Origin of the sequence: Wolbachia endosymbiont (group A) of Ophion costatus (genome assembly GCF_963969245.1) — a bacterium.
GTDB lineage: Bacteria > Pseudomonadota > Alphaproteobacteria > Rickettsiales > Anaplasmataceae > Wolbachia > Wolbachia pipientis.
This window is the reverse complement of record NZ_OZ017714.1, coordinates 1,306,015-1,332,347: the sequence shown is the minus strand read 5'-3', so window position 1 is coordinate 1,332,347 and position 26,333 is coordinate 1,306,015. Positions and strand designations below refer to the sequence as shown.

Below are 26,333 nucleotides of genomic sequence, written 5' to 3'. Positions count from 1 at the left end.
GCTACCAAATCCAATTATAATAACAACAAGATTAGATACTCTAAAAAACTTTAAAATATGTCTAAATTTTCCAAAATAGGATGAATGATTATATCACCTTGTTCCGCAATAAGGTAGAATTTGTCGATTTTGCTCACATCTATATTTATCATTTTTATACTGAAATTTTCAGGATTGTAAATATTACTTTCAGCACTTTTGTGATAATTATAATAATGTAATTTATTTTGATCATCAAAATAACCAAATTCATCAGCGAGGGTTCCCACTTTGCTACCTTTACCATCTTTGACTAGCCTAAATAGATCAATTGCATGGTTTTGAGATCCAGGCTCAATAGGACCTTCTGCAGCAAAAAACTTAGGTGCATGACCAACATATTCCTTAAATTTTAGATTATGAGTCTTTTTTACACTACCAAAATCCACAAATTTATATTCATCTGAAACGCCAGAATATTGTGGATCATACTTTTTATATTCAAAAAACTCATTACCTAAAAAATTACAAAACGTTAATTTATAATTATCATGATCGGATTTAACGACTTTAAGGTAATGAAAATCTCCAGGAATCTTTACTTCCTCTTCCGTAATATGATTACGTACAACAAGCTCACCATTTAGCATATGATAGCCAATTTTTGGCAAAGTAGCTATATTGATTGTCTTGTTTAGCTTAAAATTTGCTTCATAAATGCCACTTAACAACTCCTTTCCTTTTTCTAGGGTTACGTCTTGATCTGAAGCTATATTCTTAATTAAGCTTAATTTTTTCTGCATGTTCAATATGGCTTTCGTCAAAACTTCTATTGATTGCCATACAGTTAATTTATTATCAGTCAAATTATATACTTCGAGTATTAAATTAACAGAATTTTATCATGAATTTATGTTAAAAGTATTATACTTCGTAAACTTATGTCATGATATTAACTACATTAGCTAAAACATGCTTTTTATCTAAGTGAAGTTGCTTAGCAACAACGAAAAGTTCATCTATTTTTTTCCACTGACTTAGCAGAATTTCAACACCATTTACCTCTCTCTTTATGCTTTCTAAAATGAAGGCCTGAATTATATATGATGCTAGTTCTAGTTCGATTTCGCTATTAATTACTTTATTAATCATATTGGGATTCTTTAAATCATGAAGAAATTTATAAAAGCATTTGTATGCTTCATAAGCATCACTACTTATTGTATTTATTATCATTCCTGGCATTCCAGGAAATAAAGTAATCATTTCGTCAAACGTTTGATTATCAAATTTACATTGAGATGAAGCAACTTGCTTTGTTTCATCATAAGTTAATGGGAGTAAATTTAGCTGAAAGCACCTACACAAGATAGTGGTTTGTATATCATATGGCTTATGGCTAATTATAAATATCTTAGAATTTTTTGGCGGCTCTTCTAATATTTTCAATATTGCGTTTTTAGCGTTATTAGTCATTGCCTCTAAGCTATCTATTATAGCTATTTTGTGTTCTGATTGAATGGGACTTAAGTGTAGAAAGTTTTTCATTTCTCTGACTTTTTCTATTCCGATAGTATCACCTTCAACAATGTGTAAGTCCAATGCTACTTCATTATAGTTTTTTATGAGTAACCAATTGGAGAAGGATTTTGCAAGTGTTGCTTTTCCTATACCTTTTTTACCACAGATCAGCCAAGACTGAACAGATAAGTTGTTCATTATTTTTTTTTTGGCTTGGTTGTGGCCTATTACTTTTTTCATTCTTTCTCCTATAGATTTTAGTTTGAAAATGCGTTGTTTACTGTTTGTAATGAAATTGCACCTTCCCTTAAAACCTTAATCTTATCTTCGGTTAAGTCAATAATAGTAGATTCTATACCAGAAACTAGTTCGTCATCTTCAATCACTACAGATAAATGTTGCTTAATGGATTGTGGTATATCGTTTGCCTTACATACACTTTCTTTTCCTGAAATATTTGTACTAGTTGCAACTATTGGAACTTTCAGTTTGTTTAGTATTGAAATTGCAATAGGATGCTCAGGAATTCTGATACCTATACTATCTTTAAAGAATTCGTTTGGCAATATGTTGTTGTTTTTAAGTGGTAAAATATAGGTAATTGGTCCAGGAGAAAAGTGGTTTATTAAATCAATATATCTTTCCTTTACCTTTGCTATTTTTGTCAAATTGTAAATATCACTAACAAATATAGACAGTGGTTTATTTTGAGAGCGTTTCTTTATCTGATATATTTTTCCTATAGATTCATTATCTAGTGCATTACAAGCAAGAGCATACACTGTTTCTGTTGGAAAACACACTAATAAATTGTTCTGTATTGCATTTATTATTTTAGATACCATATAGCTAAAAACTTATTCATAACAACTAGATCAGTTTTGTTGCACTGTATCTTATATAGTAACTGCTAGTTTTTGTAAACGTAATGCAACGCAGCTTACCATTTGTTATGCAGATTTGCTACAACCCAAACTCTTCATTGACTTTATCAATTATTGCCTGTGGTGGATCCTCTCCCCATCCTGAATACAAAATCTCTCCATAGTCTGCAACATCTATAGAGCCAGTTCTGCTTTTTGCTAGAAACATTTCTCTTTTCTCTTTATCAACTAATACATAATGCCACGCTGATTTTCCACGATCTTTACCACGGACTAAGTATACAAGATCTGACCTACTTCTTTTTGTTGCATCAGCAAAAGATCTTTCATTGACAGTTCTGCTTTTACTTTTTATGCCGCCACTTTCAGAAAAAGCTTCCTTGGATTCGGTTTTTTTGCCTGCTAATTCAGAAATTTTTCCTTTTTCCCCTAATGCCCGTTCTTTGGTGTTTTGAGACGAATACTTACTGGAAAAACCTTCCCCTGTACCGCCAGGAGTCCTGTTTGTGAAACGCTTAGTAAATGAATTATTGTCGTTGTTTTCTGCCATAAAAATCTCCAAACTTTAGATTGTAGAATCCAAACTTTTACTACACTCTATCATATGTTAATTAAATTAATATAAATGAAAAATAATATAGTAATTATTACAGGAATTACGGCCTCAGGTAAATCAGAATTATGCGATAACCTGATAGAAAAATATGGAAATATTAGTATAATAAATTGTGATTCAAAGCAGGTATATGAAGAAATTCCCATAATTACTGCTCAACCACCAAAGCAAGAAGTATTTTATAAACTATATGGTTATGTTTCAGCAAAAGAAAATTATTCCGTGGGTCTATGGTTAGAAGATTTAGAAAAAGAAGTTAATCACGCATTAGAAAATGCTCAAATACCTATCATCACTGGAGGAAGCGGGCTTTACATCAGCAGTTTAATCAAAGGCTTATCATCAATGCCACAAATAAGTCAGAAAGTGAGAAAAAACGTAAGTGAGCTCAGGAAAAATTTAAGTAAAGAGGAGTTTTACAAATTAGCGCTAAGCAAAGATCCAAGGATTCAAGGTAAAGTGTTCATGAATGACTCGCACCGCCTTTCAAGGGCACTTGAAGTTATCACTGAAACTGGCAAGTCAATTTTTGTATGGCAAGAGAATAGACAGCCTCCTTTATTCAATAATTTTAAGATATATACAATTCTGCCTAAACGTGAAGATGTATACCGAAAAATAAATTCTCGTTTCATTACAATGATTGAAAATGGAGCAATTGATGAAGTAAAAAAGCTACTTAGCATGAACCTAGCCCCACATTTGCCAGCTATGAAAGCACACGGAGTGCCAGAAATTATAAAGTACTTGAAAGGTGAGATTACTTTAGACGAAGCGATACAAATTGCTCAAACAAACACAAGACACTACGCGAAACGTCAGTATACCTGGTTTAAAAAACAATTTCTAAATGCTGAAGTGATTGATTGTGCAAACAAGCTCAAGATATTTTAATTCAGGCCGTGCTCATTACTACGAATAGGGGGTTCCATATTTTCCAGATGGTCGCTTACTTCTAGTGGATCGCCTAAACCATGCTCTATTTTTATTTTAAAAAATCCAAGCCTCTCGCACAATTTCTGAAAGTATTCTTTTATAATGTCAAATAAGCTTTTATCACCTATATTATAGTCCTTCAGTCTCTCAGGAACAGTAAGTGACAAGTTACCATTTGTGTATGTTACATTTTTATCATCTTGAGACTTAAGCGTGAATTCTAGTGAGCTGGATAGATCACACACCTTGTCACCGAATGTACCGTCACTCCTTTGGAAAAATATTGGTAATGTCATATCAGATTTAACACTCACATTATTTTGGCTAACACAGTCAATACTTATCACTTTTTCAGGGCTTTCTATTATGAATGAATGCTGGCTAAGTGCACCTTGAAACTCTATATGTACACCAGCTTCATATCCTGCTTGATTACAATTGATAACTAATTCTTCCAAGATAGAGTCACTTGGAACTTCTGCCTTAGCGTATTTGAACATCTCCTTAAAAACTTTTCTTGCAAATGGGCGGTAGTCTTCATTTTTACCTTCACTTTTTGGCAGTAAACTATCATGTTCTTTGTATAGCTCGGCAATCAAATCTCTACTTATACTTTTGCCGTTAATAACAAAATCCATTCTCTGAAAATCTAAGAACGCTGTATTACCAGAATTCGCTTCAGCATTGTCTTTACCAGCTCTTAACTTGCTAAAACCAAACTTTTCTGCTTGAGCTCTTAATGTAACTACTGGGTTTTCCTTTTCTTTTGGTGTAGAGCTGTTCATCATTAATACCTTGATATAGACTGCTAATGGTATAATAACACATAAAAATGATTAATAAGTTAATAAAATACCTACTATAAGCCCTATGATAGCAAATATAGTTAGGGGTAACTTAGGCTTACCGACGATTTTAAAAACAACAAATTCGTCATTCCGTTACGTGTTAGCGGCTGAGATACCGCGAATGAATCGCGGTATAACGTTAGAGAGCTGTGCTAGCTATAGTGCATACCTGACCATAAGGTGACAAGATTTTAAAAAGGCTCTATAACAGTTTTACACATGTATGAATCTCAATGAGCAATCAGATTTTTCTAAATAGCAGGCTGGAGAATATACCTAAATTTCATTCAGCAATATTACCTAAACTTTGTGGTGGGGACAAGGTGGTGGATCTGCTGTTTTATAAGCCACTTAGTTATGTGGATAGAAGCAAGTTACTATCTGATGCTCGAGTTGGAGAATTTACAACTTTCATTGCAAAAGTTTATGAACATCAGTCGCCCACTTTTAGAGGTAGACCATATAAAATAGTCGTTGAAAGTGAGAGTCAGTATATATTCATAGTCTTTTTTAATTACTCAGTTAAGTATTTATATAAACTATTTCCAATTGGAGCGAATGTGATCATCAGTGGCAAACTCGAAAAATTTGCTGAACATTGGCAAATTACTCATCCAGATTACGTGTCGCTTGACATCAACCAATTTAAAGAAATAGCTTGCATAGAGCCAGTTTACCAATTATGCCGTGGCATTACCAATAAGCGCATTGGGAACATAATAAGCTCTAATCTAAAGGAATTGCCTGATTTACCAGAGTGGATAGATGATACATTAATCAAGCAAAAAAAATGGTTAAGTTGGAGGGAAAGCATCATAAAGTTGCACAGACCAAGCTCATTGGCGGAAGCTGAGGTTTGTAGAAAAAGGCTTGCTTATGATGAATTGTTTGCGTATCAGCTAGCGCTGAAACTTGCAAGAAAAAATCATGTGAAAGAAAGGGGAAGAGAATTTATAATATTGAGTAAATACAAAGAGCAAGTTTTAAATGAATTGTCGTTTCAATTAACAAATGATCAAACTCGTGCAATAGATGAGATCTCAGAGAGACAAAAATCCAAGTATCGCATGATAAGCTTGCTGCAAGGTGATGTTGGTAGTGGCAAAACCGTAGTTGCACTTTTTGCAATGATAAATGTGGTAGAAAACAACATGCAGGCAGCTCTAATGGCACCGACTACTATCTTGGCGGAGCAACATTATAATTGGATTGAGGAAGTTTTATCCTGTACCGATATAAAAGTTGCGCTGCTTACTGGTAAAACTTCGCGCAAGGAAAGAAAGATTATCATGAACGAACTTGCAAGTGGTGTTTTAAATATAGTGATTGGCACTCATGCACTATTTCAAGCTAACGTTACATTTAAAAATTTAGGGCTTGCAGTCATAGACGAGCAACAGCGATTTGGAGTGATGCAGAGAAATCGCTTGGTAGGAAAAGGAGAAAATGCCGATATACTTTTCGTTACTGCAACTCCCATTCCAAGAACCTTGCAGCAAGCTATGTATGGTGATGTTGAATGTTCAATTTTGAAAGAAAAACCAAAATCCAGATTGCCAATAAAAACTGTAACTATGAACATTAGTAGGGTGCCAGATGTTATTGAAAAGCTAAAAGGTGCTATAAACAGGGGCGAAAAAGCATATTGGATTTGTCCATATATAGAAGAAAACGAAGAGACCAATATTGCTGCAGCAGAGATGCGTTTTCAGGAATTACAAAAAACATTTCTTGATAAAGTCGGGATAATACACGGAAAATTGACTCAGGAGCAGAAAGATCAAGTTATGTTTTCCTTCAAAAGGAATGAATTTTCTCTGCTTGTTGCAACCACTGTGATAGAAGTTGGTATAGATGTGCCAGATGCAACCATCATGATTATAGAAAATGCAGAGCAATTTGGGTTATCACAATTGCATCAGTTAAGAGGCAGAGTAGGGCGAGGAAACAAGCCATCTTTTTGTGTATTATTATACGATAATTTAAGTAAAAGCTCATCTTCAAAGTTAAAGATCATGTGTGAGTCACAAGATGGATTTTACATTGCTGAAAGGGATATGATGCTAAGAGGCAGTGGAGATATTTTAGGCACAAAACAATCAGGATGTATGGAATTTAAATTTGCTGATTTATATCAGGACAAAGAGCTGCTCAATCTCGCGTATAATAACGCAAAAGGCGCAATGGCTGATTTTGAATTACTGCTTGATATATTTGAATATAGGAGTAGATTACATTTTTCAAAATTTCAGTAGAAAAACCAGGTAGCCCGCAGAAACAAAAAAACTTACTTGACACCCTTCGCCAACCCCCTTATCATGAAACTGAAGCTATTGTATTTGCTTTCGCCAATCTGCAGATTAAAAAGTAAGGGTTACTTAATGTATCGGCGTCTTATGTTCAATTTTTTGCAGTATATAGATACTGTATGTCTTTACAAAACTTCATCTACATCTAGATTTTTATCTAAGTAAGCTGAACGCGCTTATAAAGCGTTACAAGACATCAAAAAATGCCAATACTCGACAGAGATAGTAAAAGACTAGCTGACTTGGGGATTCTTTGTCTTTTTTTCTGCTTAGTAAATTTCTTAAACATTTGCAGCGTAAGTTAGTTGCAATTAAAAGCGGCTGAATCTCGCTTGTCAAGCGTTTAAAACATAAAAAACGCCAATATTTTAAAGCGGATAATAACCACGGGGCTTCTTTTGCCTTTTTTTTCATTTGGTAAATTTCTTAATGTTTATGGCTAAACGACAACCGTCATCCCGCTGCTTGTTAGCGGGATCTCTTGTTAGCGGCTGAGATACCGCGAATGAATCGCGGTATGACGTAGATTGCTGTCATTCCAGTGCTCCTTTTTTTGTCATCCAAGCAGCCTCCTATGGTGTCATCCCAGTGCCCAGACACTGGGATCCAGCATTTCATGCAATCCCATCAAGAACGTTGTATTTTACATAACACTTTTATGCTTACCAACCCAGTGTCCAATCAAAATTCCTGGATCCCAGTGTCAAGCACTGGGATGACACCATAGGGGCACTGCCGTCATAAAGGAACCAGTGTCAGCTACTTGAATGACATCATAGGGGCGCTGGCCTGACAACCGTCATCCCGCTGCTTGTTAGCGGAATCTGCTGTGGCGACATAAACTCAAATCATTTCAAATTTCAATCCAAAGAGGTATCATTATGTCAAACAACTTCAATTTTAAAGAATTTTTTAACCACTATGAAACAAATAGTACGTCAGATGATATACAAAGGTATTATTTGCTGTGGAAATCAGTAATAGCGCAGGCAATGATTGATGCAGCAAGTCACTGCAAAAAAACAGAAAGCTTGGTAGAAAAACGTAAGGCAATTTCTTGGTTATCAGACTTTAGTCAAGATTTTGTGCACACATGTATATTGGCTGATTGTGATCCGGTATACGTAAAAAATAAAATACAGCCAACCTTAAAAAGCCTTACTAGATAAAGCCTTTTTATATACTTAATGAGGTTTACTCCTTTTACCGAAAAAAATATAATTCAATCTCCTATCTATAGTTGCCTCTATATCTTTGATTAATAGCTGCTTTATCATGTTTACTTTTCGCTTTGCATCTTGAGCTTGACGCTCATTGTTACCACTGTTATTGCTGTAATTATTCTTATCACTATAACTACTGCCACTTGGTTTGCTACTGTTACTGAACTCACTACCCTTTTTTCTTCTTGTGTTGAGTATCTGTATTATCTTTTCCTTTAAAAAGGACTTCCAGCCTGTGCCAAGTAATAATTTATAGAGAAAATGCGGAGTAAGAAACGCCACTAATATTCGAATAGAAATTCCGTAACCGAGATCTTCCCTATTTTCATAATACCACTTGCAATATTGAAACAAACGGTAAAACGCATTTTTGAAAGAGCAAAATTCTACAGCATACCAAAAACCATTGCTGAGAAACATGAGCACAATGCTGAATGTGTAAAGATACATTGTGAAGAGAAACAGTTTCACAATTATATCTTTGAGACTACCTAATATATAATTCAATAATCTTAATTTATAGAAAAGTGATATCATTTCACACCCACTTCAATATGGCTGGGGTGGAAGGATTCGAACCTTCGCGTGGCGGTATCAAAAACCGCTGCCTTACCACTTGGCTACACCCCAATGCTACTTACATCAATAACACTATTAGCCCAATTAGTAAAAGATTTATTTGCTTTTTCTATGTGCATCACAGCAATAGCTGGCTGATCATAAGAATGCATTGCTTCGATTTTTTCTACAATTTTATCAACTTGATCATTCCTGCTCTTCATAATTGCCACTACTTCACAACTATTACTAATTTTACCTTCCCATAAATACAGAGAATTCACTTCGGGAAATATATTTACACATACAATTAATTTCTCGTTTAACAATTCTTCAGAAACAGTTTTAGCCTCCTCAAAATTTGAAAAAGTTGTATAAACCAAAACTAAATTATTCATTAGTAGCTACATAAATGCATTGCTACTATACTCTACCGAGATTTATTCATCAAGAGAAAATAACGCCAGCGCGTACTGTATGAACATTTGTTTGCAAAGGTAGTATGTTAAGTGTTATAGCTAGTTTGCCTCAAACGTAAAGGTGTCATCCCAGTGCCCCTGTGATGTCATTCCAGTGCTTGACACTGGAATCCAGTTTTCCATATAATCTCATCGAAAACGTTGTAACCACTTTCTATGCTAGTTTGCTTGTAAACAAGCAAACTTTCCTGGATCCCAGTGGGCTTTGTTGCATCGCTAGCTATGATGGATTAAAGATAAAAAAGATAGCGAATATCAGTAGCTTATTATTCTGGTATTTATAACAAGAACGGTCAATGAATACCTAAATTTGAGTAAAAGAAATTTCACTACCATTTACCAATCCGGCTAAAATTCAAGAATTTCAATGCTTTAGCTATTTTCAATAGAATTAAATTTATTAATATAAATAACAAATTACTATTCTTAAATTTGATCAGATTGATTGCAAAAAAACAAGATTTTCAATAGGTTGCTTATAATCCTAACTATAGTTAGCCTTTCATAAGTAGCGATGCAACAAAGCCATCCCAGTGTCAGCTACTCGGATGACACCTTTCCTAGCAGAGAAATCACAATGTTCATACGGTTGTACGCATACCGCTGGGATCTAGGATTTTTCTATAGTTTAAAAACAAAAAAAGGACGTTACTCATTGAGTAACATCCTTTTGGAGAAGGTAGAAGTTTTACTTATTACACTGTTCCTGGAGTTGCTGTAGCTCTTGAGTTGACAGGTTCTGCACTAGGTTGATCTAGAGATGCGCGTCGTTTTGCCAACTTTTCTTCGAGTTCTCTGTCAAATTCTTCTTTTAAAGGAAGAACTTGTTTTCTTGTTAGCGTAGAAGAACCAGAACCCATTCCACTATCAGTAGAATTACTGTGAGTGAGAGTTCTGTTACTCAAACTATCCAGGTTTTGCTCCACAATAGGATCACTGAGAACATCTTCACTGAAAGAACTTTGTCCATTTAAGTTAGTCAATGAGGCGCTTCTAGGTAGTTCTGGTGGAGCAACTGGAGTAAGCTTAGGAGTTAAGCTACTAGATGAATTGCTTCTACGGACTGTTGCAAAGTTCTGAGAATCTGAATCAGAGACAGTAGCAGTACTTTCAGTTCCCATAGAATTTAGTGAATTGCTTTTTGACAAGCTGTTAGATTGTTCAGAGCCTTTTCTTCCCAGTGAAGAGAATGATGATGACACAGACCTAGTTAAACTTTTGACAGAAGGCCTGTTAGCTTTTTTCTCTGCTCTGTCAAACATATTGCTTACGCTTGAGTACAAATGATTTTCTCTACATTCTTTAATAACCTTCTTAATTTCATCGTGATGTTCAGAGAAAACACTGTCGATGAAATAACTACCTTTAGGTAATGACCTTTGTGTTAACAAGTTATGCAAGCTTTTTTCATTTAAATTATTAATGAATTCTTTCTGCATTTGCCATCCAGAAGTATGTTCAATCTCCCCTGATTTTGCCTTCTCTGCCATTTTTAAATCAATTTCTGACGATATTCCAGAAAGTATATTTTTCACTAACCCAGAATTATTTCCTTTATCAGCAAAAATTGCTTTCATATCATTTCTTATTTCGTCAGATTTCTTAATTGCATCTGGAGTAAACCTTTTTACCTTATCTAAATAGTCCGTCTCACCAGATGCCTTATGGAACTTATTTGCCACTCCTTCGCCTACAAAACTAGCGCCTTTTTTCAGTGAATCTACTGAATGTTCATAACCTTCTTTCACCTTATCTTTAACATGCATAGCACCATCTCTAACTTTTCCGGCAGCGTATGTTGATGCGTCCTTAACTTTCCCAGCAGTATATTTCGCCCCATCAACTGTTTTTTCTGCTGACCACTTGAGCCCTTTATATCCAGATTGAACTGCTTTTACAGCGAAATATAAAGCAAGACCAACTATAGCACCCGGTATAGCAAGTGTTGCACCAACTGCCAAAAGTGGTAGTACTGCCGTAAATAACCCACTTGCTGTACTTACTACAAGAATCTTATCTCCTTGTTTCATCTTAGAGAATTCTGTATCTCCTTTTAACAGGTCAGTCATTCTTTCTTTTAGCTTCTTGTGATCATTAGCAATATCTGAATTTGATAGATTTTGCATAGTTTTATTCAAATCAAGACTACCTTCTTGTTGTAGGCCTATTTCAGTTTCAACAGAATTTAAACTTTTTTTATTAGGTAACATTTTTAACCTCACTATTAATTAAATATATTATAATTGTATTCCTTGATTCTTAAGTTAGTGTTAAATTGATTGCCAGTATTTATTTGTCTTCAAATAATTTCGCTTGACGTGTTTTTTGATAGTGTGGAAAATTAGGTCAAGAAGCTGCAGCATTTATGAAGTATAGAAAAAGAACACTCATCTTTTTGGCTGTTATAACTTTAATAATAATAGCTTTACTATTTAGGTATAATTCCCATTTTCACAAAGACGTAGTGCACTTAAAGAGTGACAACAAAGAATTCAAAAAAAAGCCAGAAAATTCCATAGAGTCGACCATATTACATAGAGAAAAGGAAGTGTACGATCATGTTTTCCATCCTGATGATTAATTTGTAAATAAAATAGCAATTTATGTTTGCATTTTCTTATTAAAGAAGTAATATTAGCGTATTAATTATAGAATCAATCATTATGTTTGATGATAATAATCCTTGGAATCTGGGAAAGAAACCGGTAGGGAACAAAACTCCTAATAATGAAGATATTTTAAGTAAAGCTGTATCTGATATAAGGTTCTTTCTTAATGGATTAACCAGAAACAGGGGCAAAAAACCTTATTTCATCATTTTCATTATTTTGCTGTTCTATGCTTGCACTGGCTTTTATATTGTCCATCCTAGTGAAGAAAGTATAGAACTTACCTTTGGTAAATATTCTAATACAGAAACACCTGGTTTGCGTTATCACTTCCCCTACCCTATTGGCAAGGTTTTTAAAGTGAACGTTAAGGAAGTAAATCGTGAAGAAATTGGGGTAAGTAGTTCTTATGGGCGAGATACAGATCGCGGTGAAGGCGTGATGCTAACTGGAGATGAAAATATAGTCAACGTTAACTTCGAGGTTCAATGGCGCGTTAGAGATGCTAAGGACTATTTATTCAAAGTGCGGGATTACAAACCCGGTTTCAGTGTTAAAAATGCTGCTGAGAGTGCCATGAGAGAAATAATAGGTAAAAACACGATCTCTTTTGCACTTGGTCAAGGCAGACCAGAAATTTCTAGAGATACTAGAATTCTATTGCAGCAGATTCTTGATGGATACCAAATGGGCATAGAGATTTTATCTGTTCAAATGAAAAAAATTGATCCACCAGAAAAAGTAATCAGTTCGTTTAGAGATGTACAAAGTGCTCGTGCAGACAAAGAGCGTACTATAAACGAAGCATATGCTTATAATAATGATATTATACCTCGAGCAAAGGGTGAAGCGATAAAGATAAAATTAGATGCACAAGCATATGAAAATGAAGTAATAAATGAAGCAAAAGGTAATGCAAATCGCTTTTTATCTCTTTATGAGGAATATAGACAGAATCCTTCTCTCGTTAAGAATCGTATTTATCTTGAAACTATGGAAAATATTTTCAGTAAGGTAGACAAAGTTGTTGTAACTGATGATCTGAAAGGTATGTTTTCTTATTTACCTCTTACAAATTTAGGAAAATAACCATGAGTAGTAATATTAAAATTGTTTTTGTTTCTGTATTTGTTGTTTTATTGATTGTTTTATCTAATTCAATATTTGTTGTGCAAGAAACAAAGCAAGCAATAGTTATACAACTGGGTAAAGTTGTAAGGGATGTTAGGGAAAGTGGCTTATATTTTAAGTTACCATTCATAAATAGTGTAGAGTTTCTTGATAAAAGAGTTTTAGATTTAAGTCCTGATAAGATCCCAAGGGAAGTGATAACAGCGGATCAAAAACGTATTATAGTAGATGCGTATGCAAAATATAAAATAACAAATCCTGTTACTTTTTACCAGGCTGTGAGGAATGAATCAGGTCTGGTTAGAAGATTATATCCGGTTATAGAAGCTCACATAAGAGAAAATATAGGCAGATTTTCGTTGATTAGCTTGTTGAATGAAAAAAGATCAGAGGTTATGCAATTGATTCAGCGTGGAGTTTATTCTGAAGCTGAAAAATTTGGCATAGAAATAATAGACGTAAGAATTAAGAGAGCAGATTTACCAGAAGAAAATAGTTCTGCAATATTTCGCCGTATGCAAACTGAAAGGGAAAAAGAAGCAAAAGAAATCAGAGCAGAAGGAGAGCAAGCTGGGCAGGAAGTTAGATCAAAAGCTGATAAATTAAAAAGGGAAATTATCTCCAGTGCAGTAAAAGAATCGTACGAAATAAGGGGCCGTGGTTATGCTGAAGCAACTAGAATTTATAATGAGGCATTTAAGGTTGATGAAGAGTTCTTTAACTTTTATCGCTCTATGAGCGCTTACAGTAAATCATTTGCCGAAAATAATACTAAATTTGTACTTTCACCAAACAATAACTTTTTAGATATTTTAAATAAAGGATGGAAATAATTTATGAAAAGTAAGGCATTTATTTTATCTATATTTGCATATTTTCTAATTGCGTTTTCTTCGTATGCTAATATGTTTGATTGGAATGCAAAAAAGGTCGTTGATGCTAGCACTACTGCATGCAACTGTAATCAAGGACTTGCCGATTTAGTGGAAGAACTCATTCCTGCGGTTGTAAATATTTCAAGCGAACAAATCATCAAACAAGAAAATAACAGCAGAACTAGAGTTCCATCTATGCCAGGAAATAATTTTTTTGATGATTTTAGAGAGTTTTTTGAGCATTTTGATCAGTTTTTTATGGATAGGGGCCCTAGTGTTAACAAAGAGGTGGTGTTGCTTGGTTCTGGGTTTATTATAGATAAAGGTGGAAGTATAGTAACCAATTATCACGTTATTAAAAACGCCAAAGATATCACAGTTACTATGAACGATAATACTTATTTCAAAGCAGAAGTTTTAGGCTATGATGCAAGAACTGATCTTGCTGTGCTTAAGATTAATTCTGATAAAGATCTTTCTTCTGTTGCATTTGGTGATTCTGATAAAGCAAGGGTTGGTGATACGGTTATGGCAATAGGTAACCCATTTGGTTTGGGTGGCTCTGTAAGCACAGGAATTATATCTGCAAGGTCCAGGGACATTAGTATTGGCACTATGAATGAATTTATTCAAACTGATGCTGCAATTAATAGGGGTAACTCTGGAGGACCGTTATTTGATTTAAATGGAAAAGTTATAGGTATTAATACTGCTATCTATTCTCCATCTGAGTCTGGCGGCAACGTGGGTATAGGTTTTGCCATACCATCTAATTTAGCTATGTCAATTATTGACACATTAAAAAGTGGCAAAAAAATAAAACATGGTTGGCTTGGTGTGCAAGTTCAGCCTATAACGAAAGAATTTGCTGAGTCCTTGGGTTTAAAAGATATAAAAGGCGCATTGGTTGCAAGTATAGTAAAGGATAGTCCTGCAGAAAAAGGTGGGATTAAAGTAGGTGATATATTATTAGAATTTGACGGTAAAAAAATCGATAGAATGACACAATTACCTCAAATGGTTTCAAGAGCTGGACCTGAGAAAAAAGTGCAAGTTAAGTTACTTAGAAAGAGCAAAGAGGTTAATATTAAAGTTGTGATCGGAGAATCTACAAATGATGGCCAAGATAACAATCAAGAAGAAAATAAATCAACATCTGATTATGTAACCGGTTTAACTGTTTCAAATCTGCCAAAAGAATCAAAAGAAAGTAAAAATAATGTACCTACAAAAGGTGTGATAGTTACCAATGTAGATAGTAACAGTAATGCCACGCTGCGTGGCATTAAAAAAGGGGACATCATTATCCAATTGGATGGAACTGATATAGAAAATACTAACGATTTTCAAAAACAAGTTGATTTAGCAGTAAAGAAAAACGGTAAAGATTCAATAATGTTGCTCATTTACCGCAATGGAAATCAATTTTTCGCTTCAATAAAGTTAAAGAAGTAATTTTATTCACTAAATTTACAAAACAGTAGTGTTGTAAGCTCGCTACTGTAACACTTCAATCTTATAAAATAAATAAAAATCTACACTAGATTTCTTGCATAACCATATAAAAAATCAAAGGATGTCATTCCAGTGTCAGCTACTTGCATGACGCCGTCATAAAGGAACCAGTGTCGGCCACTTGGATAACACCATAGGGGTTACTTGGGTGATACTATAGGAGGTCTAACATGAACTTTCTAAAATTCATTGAACTGTGCTTTCAAACAGTGGTGCCGGGATGTGAGTATAATGATTATCAGTACATAAAAGTCATAGCAGACAGGCTGGAAGCAGCGAATGCTGGCGAAGTAAGGCGCATAATATTCAATATGCCTCCGCGTTCAATGAAGTCCATATGTATGAGTGTTGCGTGGCCCGCATGGATACTGGGAAATCAGCCAACTGCAAGAATAATAGTTGCAAGTTATTCTAAGTTGCTTAGTGAAAAACATTCGCTCGATACCAGGTGCATAATGCAATCTGATTGGTATAAAGAACTATTTCCAGAGGTAGAACTATCCAAAGACCAGAACACTAAATATAAATTCCAAACAGTGCAGAGAGGATTTAGAATCGCAACATCAGTTGGAGGAACATTAACCGGTGAAGGTGGTGACTTTATTATTGTGGATGATCCGCTTAACCCTGCTCAAACTTTGAGTGAAACATTTAGAAAACGTGCCACAAACTGGTTCGATCAGACTTTAGTAACGAGACTCAACGATAGAAAAAAAGGAGTAATTGTGCTTGTGATGCATAGGCTCCACCTGGAAGACTTAACTGGGCACCTCTTATCTAAGCCAAAAAACATATGGCATCACATTTGTTTGCCAATGATTTCTGAAAATAAGGAGGTTATTTATTCAATTAATAACCATACTGGTGTCATTCCAACCCCCCCCTCCTGTCATCCCAGTGCCCAGACACTTGTATCTTGTATCTGGGATCTCGTTCCTTAACTTTATAGTGTAAATTATTTCAAATTGTGTCTAGCTGCAAGTATAATAATTTCCATTTATAGGTAAAGTATGTTGCAAATGTTATGCCAAAGAGTATAATAAAATCTATATCAAATACTTTACAAGAAAAAGTGGGATAGAGGCAAAAGCAAATATTAATAAGGATAATTTAAGAAAAGCGCATGCTAGAGTTTGAAGAAGCAGTAAAAATAAAAAATATTATTGAAAGGTTAAATAGCACATGATATAATATATATATAGTGTAAAAATGTAAATAATTTTATTGACATCTTTACATTAATAGTTCTTAAATATTTAGTACTGTAGAATTAAATTATTAAGTTTTATGAAGGAAGTAAAAATGGTGGAAAGCTTCTCAGATAATAATAAAGATAGTAATTTTATCGAGGGGGCAAAAATAATGGAAAATTTTTCAGATAATAACGGAAACGGTAGCTCGATCTTCCAAGGAAAAATCAGGGAGCAAGATTTCTCTGCAGAGCAGAAGTTAAATGAACTAAAAGCAGCCATAGAGGAGCTCACCAGACAAGATTTGCTCAGGAGGCTCGAGTGTGAGCGTCAGGCTTCTAGTTGTATCGATGAAATATCATCTCAAGCAGAGCTACATATCGGAGAAGGTGATGATGAGAATTACTTCACTGGTGAAAAAGGAAGAGTACTCGGAGATTTCTGGAATTTCTTTGAATCTCTCTTCAACCTTTTTGAAGTAGATGTAGATGATCCGAAAATCTACCAAATGCTCAAGGAGAAGAAAGAAAAAAATTGGCTTCTTTCGATAATTAAGTTTTTGCGTGATAAGCTTAAGGAGTTAATCAAGAAGATTTTTGCACGCGATTTAAGTTTCGATCAGAGGTTGGACAAAGAGATAAAAGAATTACAAGAGAAATTAGGCAGTGGTGAGTTATCAGAAGAAGAGTTTGCAAGGGCGTTAGAAAGATTAACTGCATTGCAAGATCTGAAACTCAGGTTACAAATGGCTGTTGTCGGATGGATTGTTACAATGTTCGCAGAAATGTTTGGAGTTGAGTTGGCGGCTGCGGTAGAGGCATCTACAGAAAAAGAAGATAAAAAAGCAGAAAAAACATCATTAAAGGAAGAAGCAATTAAAGAAGTTCATAAAGACGTAGAAATCAAGGTAGATGAAAGAGAAAAGCCTAAAGTGCCAGTTTTCCTTTTTGAAATTTCACCAGGATTTGTAAGGCCAATTCCTCTGAGCAAACCAGAGCTTGATCTTTTGTCGAATTCTCTGAAAGATCGAGTGCCTTTTGTGCAAACACATGATAGAGGTAAGGAGGATATTGAGAATTTGCCAAAACAAGAAGTAAATAAAGAAGACACAAAAGCGAAGCCGAAGAAAGGGGTGTGTCCACCTGATCCAAAGACTGCAACGAATACGACGGGGAAGGTACAAAAGCGGAGAGTGCAAAGATTCAATAGTGATTGGCAAATAAGAAAAAACCTAGAGACCCACGGAAGCACTCCAAGCCGGCCTGCTCAAAGCTCTATTTCCAGCAAAGAAGCTTCGAATCAATCTGTCAAAAGTTCTGTTGCTGATTATGAATACGATTTTATAGTTGGTGTTTGGAATGATGCTGAGAATGAAGGTTCTGTAAGTAATGCTCAGCCAGCAAGCAAATGTAGTAATGTAAAAGTTAATAATCATGTGGATTCAATGGGAAAGGCACCAGAAAGAGCACCATCAAGGGGATACTAGTGTAGCTTTAGATGACAAAAAGACTAGATCCCAGTGTCTGGGCACTGGGATGACACCCTTCTTAGTTGGGATGCCATTCTATGTTAGAATGGCTACTAAGGCGACAAGAAAAAGGAATTTTACTCTTTTTGGTACCTCTTTCTTGTCATTCCAGCGCGTGACGCTGGAATCTAGAAAACTGAATTTTATGAAAAAGAGTGAATAAAATTTTTTGAAAAAAAATATAAAAAAGTGCTTGCACTTAATTTTATTTTTAGTACACTAATTACATAATATTTTTACTGGGGGGCAATATGCCAAATGATAATGGTAAGGAAAGGTTCAAGGGAGAAAAAGAATGGGATGAGCGGAATAAGGGACCAGGTGGTGGACAATTGCTGGGAGTTAAAGGAGCAAGGCTTGATGATCATCGTGAAAAAGCCAAGGAGATAGAAGAAAGGAGGCGTCAGTCTGAGCAAAAAAATAATCCCGGTGGTCCTAGACGTTAAGTAAAGAGTAGCTGTTGTAATTTAAAAATGGGGAGGTTGGTATGCCTAATACAAAAACAGTAAGAGCATTGGTTAGTGCTTTTAATGTACATAATTATGCTCGTAATACAGTTAAAACCAATTTTACGCTGCAAAGCAGGTACGGGAAGGACTGTATCGTAGTCTCATTTGATAAAGGTATGGAGGATTATCAGTGTAGCGAATATCTTTACAATATGAAAAGGAAGATAGTAGGTGAGTTCTACGGTATTGAAGAAGGAGATACGGATGAGGTAGTGTTAAATACAGCCAAGTTAATTTTTGATGTTAAATCTTTTCCATTTAACGACTATAAAGGAGACTGGTCTGTAGGTAAACAAGGTAGGATTGAGTTTGTAGCACCTATAGATCAAGGTGTAATTTTTAATTTGAAGTCTCATTTGGCTTCTTCACTTGTAAAGGATGTTTTAGAAGATATGCCAACTTGTAGCATAGTTACTAACTCATTCAACAAGGAAAAATATTTGTGTCATTCTAAATTTCCTAATAAAAAATTACGCAAGGAATTTGAGCGTGAGTTTTTATCAAGGATGAGGGAAAAATATGAGAATGCTCCTAAGAACCCTCTGGGGGGTGGAGACAATGGTGTATATATCAGGGACGTTTTTGATGACGCTCGTTTTATTGATAGTGTAACACGGCGTGTCGCATGGCTTATAGGCCGTGATCTTCAAGCTGATAGCAAAAGTCGTAGTGATGTAAGGGCATTTAAAGATTTGATAGTGGAGGTTCTTGATCCATCAACACGTGTGGTGACAAGTGCCTTTTTGTGTGCCTCTCCTTTGAATAGAGAGGAAGCCTCAATTCTTATACCTGTTATACTAAGTAATAGAGGAACTAGGTTTTTAACAAAGGAAGAAGCACGTGATATAAATCATAAATTTAATAATCCTGTACTTGATGATATGAGTGATAAAACTCAAGCAACATTCAAAGTAAATGGAAGCAGTGGGGTATATGGCATAGACTTTTCTAATAAAGAAATTTCTCACTGTATGATAACTAAAATTATAGAAAGCTCTGTAATCAATGCAAAACATGAACTGTCCATTGACCATGAGTTTCCTCGAACGCTATTAGCTGAAGCATCACCGACACGGGAGTTTCCCAAGCGAAGTCGTGGTGAAGGGTTAGAGAAGCATCCCAGGCGAAGATCAAAAAAAGAGGAAGAAACAGAGCCTTTTCGGGGGGTGCTGGGGGAAATAGATCCAAGTCAATCCACTTGTGATCAATCACAGCTATCTTTAGGTGCTTATGAAAGTATGCTAATAGAGATTCGGGGTCAGCAAGTGAGATATAGGCCATCATCGATTCCTTTTCCTAGAGCATGGGATAATTCAATATTCTTAAATCCTGGGGTTTCTAATGAGGAACCTGAAAAACAGCAAGTTACTGATAAAAGTGATCGAAAAAGTAGTGATGAGTGTTCTGAAGCAAAGTCACAAGAGAGTGAATCTCCGGAGAAGAAACATGGGGGTGGTCCTTTGTGTAGTAATTCGTTTATAGGTAGTGTGTGGTCAAAACTAAAAGGCAATGTGCCACCTTCTCTTGAGCGAAATAACAGAGAACGTAGTTCGGTGTGTTCGATATCTTCGAGTGTAAGTGCTCCTGTAACTCCTGTAACTGAAAAACCACCTGTGTCTAAGTCATCTTCTTCATTCCCAGGTAGAATAAGAGCAGAAAGTAATCCACCCTCAGAAGTGACTTCTCCTACGCATGAAGGTGGATCAGAGTGGCAACAACGTCTTAATCCTGATCAGAGAGAGGAACTACACCCATTTCTTTCTCCTGAGGAACAAAAGAAGCTAGACTCCAACTCTTTCTCCCCTGGGAAGGAGCAGCATTTATATTTGACGCGTACTCCTGAGGGGAAAAGGGAGCTAAGCAGATCTCTATGTGAGAGTGAAGAATCACAGTTACGGCGACTTGCAGAAGCACAATTATCGTCACCTGATAACTCTAGTTCTAAAAAAGTTGATAGAGATAGTGGTTTTTGTTCTATGGGTTCTCCTGCTGCGCAACATAAGGGAAGTGTCCCTTCAGAGGTTAAAGAGTGTGAGGTAGAGCCTGTATCAGAGGCTTTGAGAAAATAAATTTAGGTTTTTAGATATCCACCCAAGTGTTTTATTAGGGTTGGAGCCAAAATCCCTGACCCTGAAAGCACTGGTGTTAATTTTTCTCATCCATTGCAGATATTGCACGGTACTAAATATTTAAAAAGTATTAATATAAAGATATCAATAAAATTATTGTATCCGTTCAGCGGAGTGGCAGAATAAGGTAGACAAGGTGATCTAAAAAGATAATCATAGAGCAAAAGTGAAATAATATGGTAAACCTTTTAGAACTTTGCAAAAATTTACAGCAAAAAATAGAAAGGTTAGAAGCAAAAATAGAAAGATTGGAAAAAGAGAATGAAAGTTTAAAAGCAGAAAATAAGGCTTTAAAGATAGAAAATGCTGAGTTAAGAGAAAGACTCGGTTTAAGCTCAAAAAATTCATCAATACCAAGTTCCAAAGAGTTGTATAAAATAAAAAAGAATAAGCCGAAAAGCGAAAGGAATATTGGCGGTCAGGTTGGTCATAAAGGAAGTTTTCGCGCCAACATGGATGCAGATAAAGTAGTAAAGATAGAGTTGCCTAATACTTGCGAATGCGGAGGAGAAATTGCAATATGTGAAAAACCATATATTCATCAGAAAGTTGATCTTCCAGAAATCAAGCCTTATGTAGTGGAATATCAGTTAGAACATGGCCGTTGTCGGAGATGCGGAAAGAGAAGAAGTAGCAAGTTACCGGAAGGTGTTACGCCAGATACATTTGGTCCAAGGGTTAAGTCAATAATTGCAGCGTTCAGCGGATTCTACAAAAATTCAAAACGCGAAATAGCGAGTGTCGTAAATGATATCTTCAATTTGAACATAAGCGTCGGTAGCATATCAAATAGTGAACATAGAGTTGCTTCAAAATGCAAAAAAATGTATGAGCAGATCGAACAAGAGATAAGTAGGAGTAAAGTTCTACATATTGATGAAACGAGCCATTATAACAAAGGTAAACTCGCTTGGTGTTGGATGTTTGCAAGCAATACGGCAAGTTTTGTAAAATTTACAGAGTCAAGAGGAATGAAAGTTTTACAAAATAGTAAATTCTGCAATCGCAATAGCTTGGTAATAACTGACAGGTATGCAGCATACAATTATTTTGCCGATAAAAACAGGCAAATCTGTTGGGCACATTTATCAAGAGATTTTGAAAGATTAGCACATAGTTGGAATATTGAAGTTAAAGTTCTGGGTTGTTACTTGAGAAACGTGGCCACTGAATTATTTGCACTAAAAAAAGCTTTACTAAAAAGTGAGATAGATGTTTTGAGGTTTGTCAGACGTGCCAGAAAATTAAGAAAACGTACAAAGTATTACTTGAAGGAGATATCTCGTTTACCTGAAGCAATTGGAGCCTCTCGAGTTGCAAAAAATGTTCTGAGATCTGAAAGAATGATGTGGAAATTTTTAGATGACCCAGAAAATATTCCGCTGACAAATAACCACGCTGAACGGCAAATTCGGCATTATGTCGTTTATCGCAAAAACTCATATTTTACACAATCAAAGCGGGGAAATACATTCCTTGAGCGGATAATTTCATTATACTTAACTTGGAAACAAAGGGGTCTCAATCCTTTCCAAAACCTCCTATCTATTGTTTCTTAAACCACTCTCCTGAACGGATACGCTCAAACAGCCTAAAAAAGTTGCTTGTGGTTACCTTCGCTACTTGTTCTGGTGACTCATTCCACAACTCTGCCAAACAATCAACAACGTATTTCACCATTGCTGGTTCATTCTTTTTTCCCCTATAAGGCTCAGGTGATAGATATGGTGCATCAGTTTCGACTAAAACACGCTCGCGTGGTACATTTTGTGCAATTTCTCTGAGTAAGCTCGCATTTTTAAAAGTAATAATTCCAGAAAATGAAATATATAACCCCAAATCTATAGATTGATAAGCAAGTTCTTTAGAGGAAGCAAAGCAGTGCATTACTCCACTAAAAGCACCGGCTTTCATTTCTGACCTTAACATATCGATCATCTCATTATCAGCGCTTCTTGTGTGAATAACTAAAGGTAGTCCAGTTATTCTTGACGCTTCTATATGTAATGCAAAACTTTTTTTCTGATTGTCTTTGTTGTCAGATTTATAAAAATCTAACCCGGTTTCACCGATACTAATTACCTTTTGGTTCTTGGTAAATTCAACTAATTCATCAACATGTATACACTCACCGTTTTCTATAGCAGCATCAAGCGGATGTATACCAACAGAGGAGTAGACCTGATCATAGGATGAAGAAATTTTTAATAACTTAGGAACATCGTCAATGCTTACGCATATGTTATGCAAAACCTTTACACCATTTTGCTCTGCCCTTGAAATTACTTTTGGTATTTCATCGTCAGAAAAATAAATCAAGTGGCAATGAGAATCTACTATCATGAGCTTATTGTTGAGGCTTTTATTATAGAAGAAAACTCTTCTATCACTGTTTTATAAACTTCTTTTTTAAATGATATAGCACTGGCTACTAAACTATCTATACCTTGCCAACGCCACTCTTTGAACTCTGGATGACCAGTATAATTAATATCAATGTCCTCATCCTCTCCGCAAAACTTCATTAAGAACCACCTTTGCTTTTGACCAGAATATTTTCCATTCCAGCATATTGGTATAACTTCTTCAGGCAAGTTGTAGTATATCCAATCCTTGCTTTTAGTTATAACCTTTACTTTATTAGTACCAACCTCCTCTAGCAACTCACGTAACGCTGCTTGTTCCAGTTCCTCACCATCATCAACACCTCCTTGTGGCATCTGCCAGTAAGAATCGCTATCAAAGCGTTTTCCAATAAAGGCATGTCCTTGTCTGTTAAATAGCATTATGCCAACACAAGGACGGTACTTATCTTTCTGCTCAACCACGAGTACGCTCTGTTTTTAAATGATTTGTTACAGAAGTTTTAATTAATTTTCCATTTTTTTCTTTCTTCATCTCTTCAACAATTTTCTTTGCAACTTCCTTTGCACTCAAGTTCGAGTTATCAATTTCAAGCGGACCCTCAGGTATAAATAGCCTTTTCCCTTCAATTTTCTTTATAGCAAAATCCGGATCAGTAATTTTATTTTCCTGATATCTCTCTTCTGATTGGACACGTCTTACTAGTTTTTCATTATTACAATGTAATACTACAGAAAAAATTTCCATGTCCATTTTTTTACTTAAATTTACCACTGAGTTATATAATCTTTGGTCATAGGGATCACCCTCTATCAATTCATTTGTAAATATATAATGTTTTGATTTTACGTAGTGTTTTTCCAGTATTGCTAATACATTTTCCCTAACTGCAAAAATTTTTTCCCATAGGTCATCTGGAACTTCAGCGTTTTGTAATTTAACAATATCAAATATAATATTATTGAATAGATTATTGCTTACTATTACTGCACCAATGATTTTACACAGTTCCTTTGCAGTAGTAAACTTACCACTGCCTGGAAAGCCGATTAAGTAGATGAGAGTCTTGCCCATAATGAATACTAGTAAAAAGCTATTTTCAATTATATAAAAAGTATATACATTGTACATACTAAAAACATGATGATAAAATAGATGCAGGTAATACCTTTAACAAGTAGTTGCGTTGAAAATAGTTCATATTTAGAAATTTTGAGTATATAATTATAAATGAATCATATAACCTGTAAACAATGCTTAGCGATATGGAATCGATAAGAAGTACAATTGAAGAGATAATAGATCAAAATAAAGGTCATGATATAGTAACTTTTGATGTGCAGAATAAAACCGTTATTGCAAAATATATGATTATTGCATCTGGTGATTCAAGCCGTCACGTTAAAGCTTTAGCTGAGCACGTAATAAAAAGCCTCAAGCCACATGATAAAATAGATGTAGAAGGTATGGATGAAGGCAATTGGGTGGTTTTGAATTTTCAAGGCATAATGGTTCACATATTCAGGCCGGAAGTAAGGGAGTATTATAAAATAGAAGAGTTATGCAATTGATTATCCAGATAGCTGGTACACAATTGCACAAACGTTGTAATTTTGAAGGCAACTCCTGCACAGGTAGTGGTGTCATGAAAGTAGCTGACACTGGAATCCAGTTTTTCATGCAATTTCATCGAAAACGTTGTATAGTGTGCTTGTTTATAATTAAGTTCCAGTGTCTGGGCACTGGCTTCTCTATTAGGGTTACCTTCGGCATTAATGACAGGATAGACTGGGGTTTATAAAATGAAACACGCATCTGAATTTTTAAATTTCATCCAAGAAAGAGGGTACCTATACCAATGCACAAACATTGAAGGACTAGATCAATTATTATTGCAGAGCAATTATATAGTTGCATACATTGGGTTTGATTGCACAGCACCAAGTCTTCATGCTGGTCACCTAATTCAGATTATGATGCTCTGTCACCTACAAAAATTTGGTTATAAGCCGATAGTCTTACTTGGAGGTGGCACAACAAAAATTGGTGACCCATCCTTCAAAGATAAAGCAAGAAGCATCTTGCCTGTAGAGAACATCAATCAAAATACATCCAGTATAAGGAGAATATTAGAGAAAATGGTGTCTTTTAATGACAGCAAGACTGGTGCAATGATAGTAAATAACGCAGATTGGTTGGATAACATAAAATACATAGATTTTTTGCGTGATATAGGAGCTTATTTTTCTGTAAATCGTATGCTAAGTTTTGATAGTGTGAAAACCAGGCTGGATAGAGAGCAAACCTTAAGCTTTCTGGAATTTAATTACATGCTATTGCAAGCTTACGACTTTATTGAATTAAACAAAAAATATGATTGTCGTCTGCAGATTGGAGGGTCAGACCAGTGGGGAAATATAGTAAACGGAATTGAACTTGGAAAAAAGTTGAATTTACCTGAGCTATTTGGCCTTACCATGCCTCTTTTATTAAATGCACAAGGAAAAAAAATGGGCAAAACTGAAAGTGGAGCAGTGTGGCTTGATGATAATATGCTAAAGCCTTACGACTACTGGCAATATTTTCGCAACGTTGATGATCGAGATGTTGGACGTTTTTTAAGATTGCTCACTGATGTGCCAATTGATGAGATTAGAAAATTAGAGTCTTTAAAGGATCAAGAAATAAATGAAGCAAAAAAGGTCTTGGCAACAGAAGTGACAAAAATATGTCATGGTGACAAAGAAGCGGAACTTGCACAATTTGCTGCAATTTCTGCTTTTGAGAATGAAGATAGCTCACTACTTCCTGATTACATCATAAAAAAAGAACAAGTTGCAAGCGGCATATCCTTAGTAGACCTACTACATGACACCGGTTTTGAACCTTCAAAAGGCGCTGCAAAGCGTTTAATACAGGGCAACGGATGCAAGATTAATGATAATGTTGTAAACAATATTGATCATGTAATAAATTTCGAAAGCTTTAAAGATCAGCCATTTATAAAATTATCTGCAGGAAAGAAACGCCATATAAAAGTTGTGGTAGATTAGGTCTCGAAGTAAGAAAACAAATTTTATACAAGTGAGAAATTAGATATGGAGCAAATTTTCAAAATTCGAGAATTATG

General features: G+C 35.2%; 27 protein-coding genes, 1 tRNA gene and 1 pseudogene. 17 read left to right on the top strand and 12 right to left on the bottom strand.

All coding sequences use genetic code 11. The annotated features are described in order from the left end of the window. Positions 1-50: 50 nt before the first annotated feature. From AACH21_RS06695 to AACH21_RS06680, 4 genes are all read right to left on the bottom strand, one after another. Positions 51-845, bottom strand: a complete 795-nt coding sequence (locus AACH21_RS06695) for a hypothetical protein (RefSeq protein WP_236514295.1) — start codon at positions 843-845, stop codon at positions 51-53. 73 nt (positions 846-918) lie between these two features. Beyond that, positions 919-1,740: an AAA family ATPase gene (locus AACH21_RS06690; RefSeq protein WP_077188393.1), complete on the bottom strand. Its 822-nt coding sequence runs from the start codon at positions 1,738-1,740 to the stop codon at positions 919-921. A gap of 17 nt (positions 1,741-1,757) precedes the next feature. After that, positions 1,758-2,345, bottom strand: coding sequence for an L-threonylcarbamoyladenylate synthase (locus AACH21_RS06685; protein WP_006280292.1), 588 nt, complete (start codon positions 2,343-2,345; stop codon positions 1,758-1,760). 118 nt (positions 2,346-2,463) lie between these two features. After that, positions 2,464-2,934: a hypothetical protein gene (locus AACH21_RS06680; RefSeq protein ID WP_015589217.1), complete on the bottom strand. Its 471-nt coding sequence runs from the start codon at positions 2,932-2,934 to the stop codon at positions 2,464-2,466. Between the two features lie 75 nt (positions 2,935-3,009). Here AACH21_RS06680 and miaA point away from each other — a divergent pair, with 75 nt between their 5' ends. Then, positions 3,010-3,894: a tRNA (adenosine(37)-N6)-dimethylallyltransferase MiaA gene (gene miaA / locus AACH21_RS06675; protein WP_006280293.1), complete on the top strand. Its 885-nt coding sequence runs from the start codon at positions 3,010-3,012 to the stop codon at positions 3,892-3,894. Here the strand turns inward: miaA and AACH21_RS06670 are convergent. Further along, on the bottom strand, positions 3,891-4,721 hold the full coding sequence (locus AACH21_RS06670) for a hypothetical protein (RefSeq protein ID WP_236515191.1): 831 nt from the start codon (positions 4,719-4,721) through the stop codon (positions 3,891-3,893). The genes miaA and AACH21_RS06670 overlap by 4 nt on opposite strands. A gap of 296 nt (positions 4,722-5,017) precedes the next feature. Between AACH21_RS06670 and recG the strand changes: the two genes are divergently transcribed. From recG to AACH21_RS06655, 3 genes are all read left to right on the top strand, one after another. Next, complete coding sequence (gene recG, locus AACH21_RS06665) at positions 5,018-7,039, top strand: ATP-dependent DNA helicase RecG (protein WP_209472617.1); 2,022 nt, start codon at positions 5,018-5,020, stop codon at positions 7,037-7,039. A gap of 595 nt (positions 7,040-7,634) precedes the next feature. Next, on the top strand, positions 7,635-7,820 hold the full coding sequence (locus tag AACH21_RS06660) for a hypothetical protein (RefSeq protein ID WP_264329655.1): 186 nt from the start codon (positions 7,635-7,637) through the stop codon (positions 7,818-7,820). A 154-nt stretch (positions 7,821-7,974) separates the two neighbouring features. Further along, positions 7,975-8,262 (top strand): hypothetical protein, encoded by a 288-nt coding sequence (locus tag AACH21_RS06655; RefSeq protein WP_007549783.1) that lies wholly within the window; start codon positions 7,975-7,977, stop codon positions 8,260-8,262. Between the two features lie 15 nt (positions 8,263-8,277). Here AACH21_RS06655 and AACH21_RS06650 read toward each other — a convergent pair whose 3' ends face one another. The 3 genes from AACH21_RS06650 to cutA form a co-directional block, all read right to left on the bottom strand. Further along, positions 8,278-8,736: a hypothetical protein gene (locus AACH21_RS06650; protein WP_022626355.1), complete on the bottom strand. Its 459-nt coding sequence runs from the start codon at positions 8,734-8,736 to the stop codon at positions 8,278-8,280. A 135-nt stretch (positions 8,737-8,871) separates the two neighbouring features. Then, positions 8,872-8,946 (bottom strand) — tRNA-Gln (locus AACH21_RS06645). Continuing rightward, on the bottom strand, positions 8,937-9,272 hold the full coding sequence (gene cutA, locus AACH21_RS06640) for a divalent-cation tolerance protein CutA (RefSeq protein WP_338482505.1): 336 nt from the start codon (positions 9,270-9,272) through the stop codon (positions 8,937-8,939). The genes AACH21_RS06645 and cutA overlap by 10 nt, the downstream gene beginning before the upstream one ends. 595 nt (positions 9,273-9,867) lie before the next feature. Between cutA and AACH21_RS06635 the strand changes: the two genes are divergently transcribed. After that, the gene (locus AACH21_RS06635) at positions 9,868-10,074 is read left to right on the top strand and encodes a hypothetical protein (RefSeq protein WP_338482504.1); all 207 of its coding nucleotides are present in this window, start codon (positions 9,868-9,870) and stop codon (positions 10,072-10,074) included. Here the strand turns inward: AACH21_RS06635 and walE1 are convergent. Then, positions 10,049-11,563, bottom strand: a complete 1,515-nt coding sequence (gene walE1 / locus AACH21_RS06630) for an actin bundler (RefSeq protein ID WP_338482503.1) — start codon at positions 11,561-11,563, stop codon at positions 10,049-10,051. The two genes, AACH21_RS06635 and walE1, sit on opposite strands and share 26 nt — an antisense overlap. A gap of 155 nt (positions 11,564-11,718) precedes the next feature. Here walE1 and AACH21_RS06625 point away from each other — a divergent pair, with 155 nt between their 5' ends. The 9 genes and pseudogenes from AACH21_RS06625 to AACH21_RS06585 all read left to right on the top strand — a co-directional run bounded on the left by AACH21_RS06625 (position 11,719) and on the right by AACH21_RS06585 (position 22,398). Next, entirely contained in the window at positions 11,719-11,934 is a 216-nt protein-coding gene (locus AACH21_RS06625) for a hypothetical protein (protein WP_006279848.1), read from the top strand. Between the two features lie 82 nt (positions 11,935-12,016). Next, entirely contained in the window at positions 12,017-13,051 is a 1,035-nt protein-coding gene (gene hflK / locus AACH21_RS06620) for an FtsH protease activity modulator HflK (protein WP_006279849.1), read from the top strand. A gap of 2 nt (positions 13,052-13,053) precedes the next feature. Then, on the top strand, positions 13,054-13,926 hold the full coding sequence (gene hflC / locus AACH21_RS06615; RefSeq protein WP_012673275.1) for a protease modulator HflC: 873 nt from the start codon (positions 13,054-13,056) through the stop codon (positions 13,924-13,926). A 3-nt stretch (positions 13,927-13,929) separates the two neighbouring features. Then, a complete protein-coding gene (locus AACH21_RS06610; RefSeq protein WP_338482502.1) occupies positions 13,930-15,423 on the top strand; it encodes a DegQ family serine endoprotease in 1,494 nt (497 codons plus the stop codon). 230 nt (positions 15,424-15,653) lie between these two features. After that, positions 15,654-16,343 (top strand): annotated as a pseudogene (locus AACH21_RS06605) (hypothetical protein); the annotation flags it as partial. Positions 16,344-16,785: 442 nt separating this feature from the next. Beyond that, complete coding sequence (locus AACH21_RS06600) at positions 16,786-18,159, top strand: hypothetical protein (protein ID WP_338482501.1); 1,374 nt, start codon at positions 16,786-16,788, stop codon at positions 18,157-18,159. A 293-nt stretch (positions 18,160-18,452) separates the two neighbouring features. Beyond that, positions 18,453-18,647 carry a hypothetical protein gene (locus AACH21_RS06595; RefSeq protein ID WP_236515158.1) on the top strand — a complete coding sequence of 65 codons (195 nt, stop codon included), beginning with the start codon at positions 18,453-18,455 and terminating at the stop codon, positions 18,645-18,647. A gap of 41 nt (positions 18,648-18,688) precedes the next feature. Next, complete coding sequence (locus AACH21_RS06590) at positions 18,689-20,779, top strand: hypothetical protein (RefSeq protein ID WP_338482500.1); 2,091 nt, start codon at positions 18,689-18,691, stop codon at positions 20,777-20,779. A gap of 236 nt (positions 20,780-21,015) precedes the next feature. Beyond that, positions 21,016-22,398, top strand: a complete 1,383-nt coding sequence (locus AACH21_RS06585) for an IS66-like element ISWen3 family transposase (protein WP_007548562.1) — start codon at positions 21,016-21,018, stop codon at positions 22,396-22,398. On the opposite strand, the gene AACH21_RS06580 is transcribed toward AACH21_RS06585, so the two are convergent. From AACH21_RS06580 to AACH21_RS06570, 3 genes are read right to left on the bottom strand one after another with little or no spacing between them, the layout of a single operon-like run. Then, positions 22,385-23,182 carry a TatD family hydrolase gene (locus AACH21_RS06580; protein WP_338482499.1) on the bottom strand — a complete coding sequence of 266 codons (798 nt, stop codon included), beginning with the start codon at positions 23,180-23,182 and terminating at the stop codon, positions 22,385-22,387. The two genes, AACH21_RS06585 and AACH21_RS06580, sit on opposite strands and share 14 nt — an antisense overlap. Continuing rightward, complete coding sequence (locus tag AACH21_RS06575; RefSeq protein ID WP_007548581.1) at positions 23,179-23,625, bottom strand: RNA pyrophosphohydrolase; 447 nt, start codon at positions 23,623-23,625, stop codon at positions 23,179-23,181. The genes AACH21_RS06580 and AACH21_RS06575 overlap by 4 nt, the downstream gene beginning before the upstream one ends. 34 nt (positions 23,626-23,659) lie before the next feature. Beyond that, positions 23,660-24,277, bottom strand: a complete 618-nt coding sequence (locus tag AACH21_RS06570) for an AAA family ATPase (protein ID WP_338482498.1) — start codon at positions 24,275-24,277, stop codon at positions 23,660-23,662. 179 nt (positions 24,278-24,456) lie between these two features. On the opposite strand from AACH21_RS06570, the gene rsfS reads away from it, so the two are divergent. Genes rsfS through tyrS form a run of 3 tightly spaced genes read left to right on the top strand, consistent with a single transcriptional unit; the run spans position 24,457 to position 26,256 of the window. Beyond that, the gene (gene rsfS, locus AACH21_RS06565) at positions 24,457-24,774 is read left to right on the top strand and encodes a ribosome silencing factor (protein ID WP_338482496.1); all 318 of its coding nucleotides are present in this window, start codon (positions 24,457-24,459) and stop codon (positions 24,772-24,774) included. Continuing rightward, the gene (locus tag AACH21_RS06560; RefSeq protein WP_338482495.1) at positions 24,765-25,004 is read left to right on the top strand and encodes a hypothetical protein; all 240 of its coding nucleotides are present in this window, start codon (positions 24,765-24,767) and stop codon (positions 25,002-25,004) included. Before rsfS ends, AACH21_RS06560 begins: the two co-directional genes overlap by 10 nt. Before the next feature lies 1 nt (position 25,005). Then, the gene (tyrS, locus tag AACH21_RS06555) at positions 25,006-26,256 is read left to right on the top strand and encodes a tyrosine--tRNA ligase (protein ID WP_338482494.1); all 1,251 of its coding nucleotides are present in this window, start codon (positions 25,006-25,008) and stop codon (positions 26,254-26,256) included. Positions 26,257-26,333 lie beyond the last annotated feature (77 nt).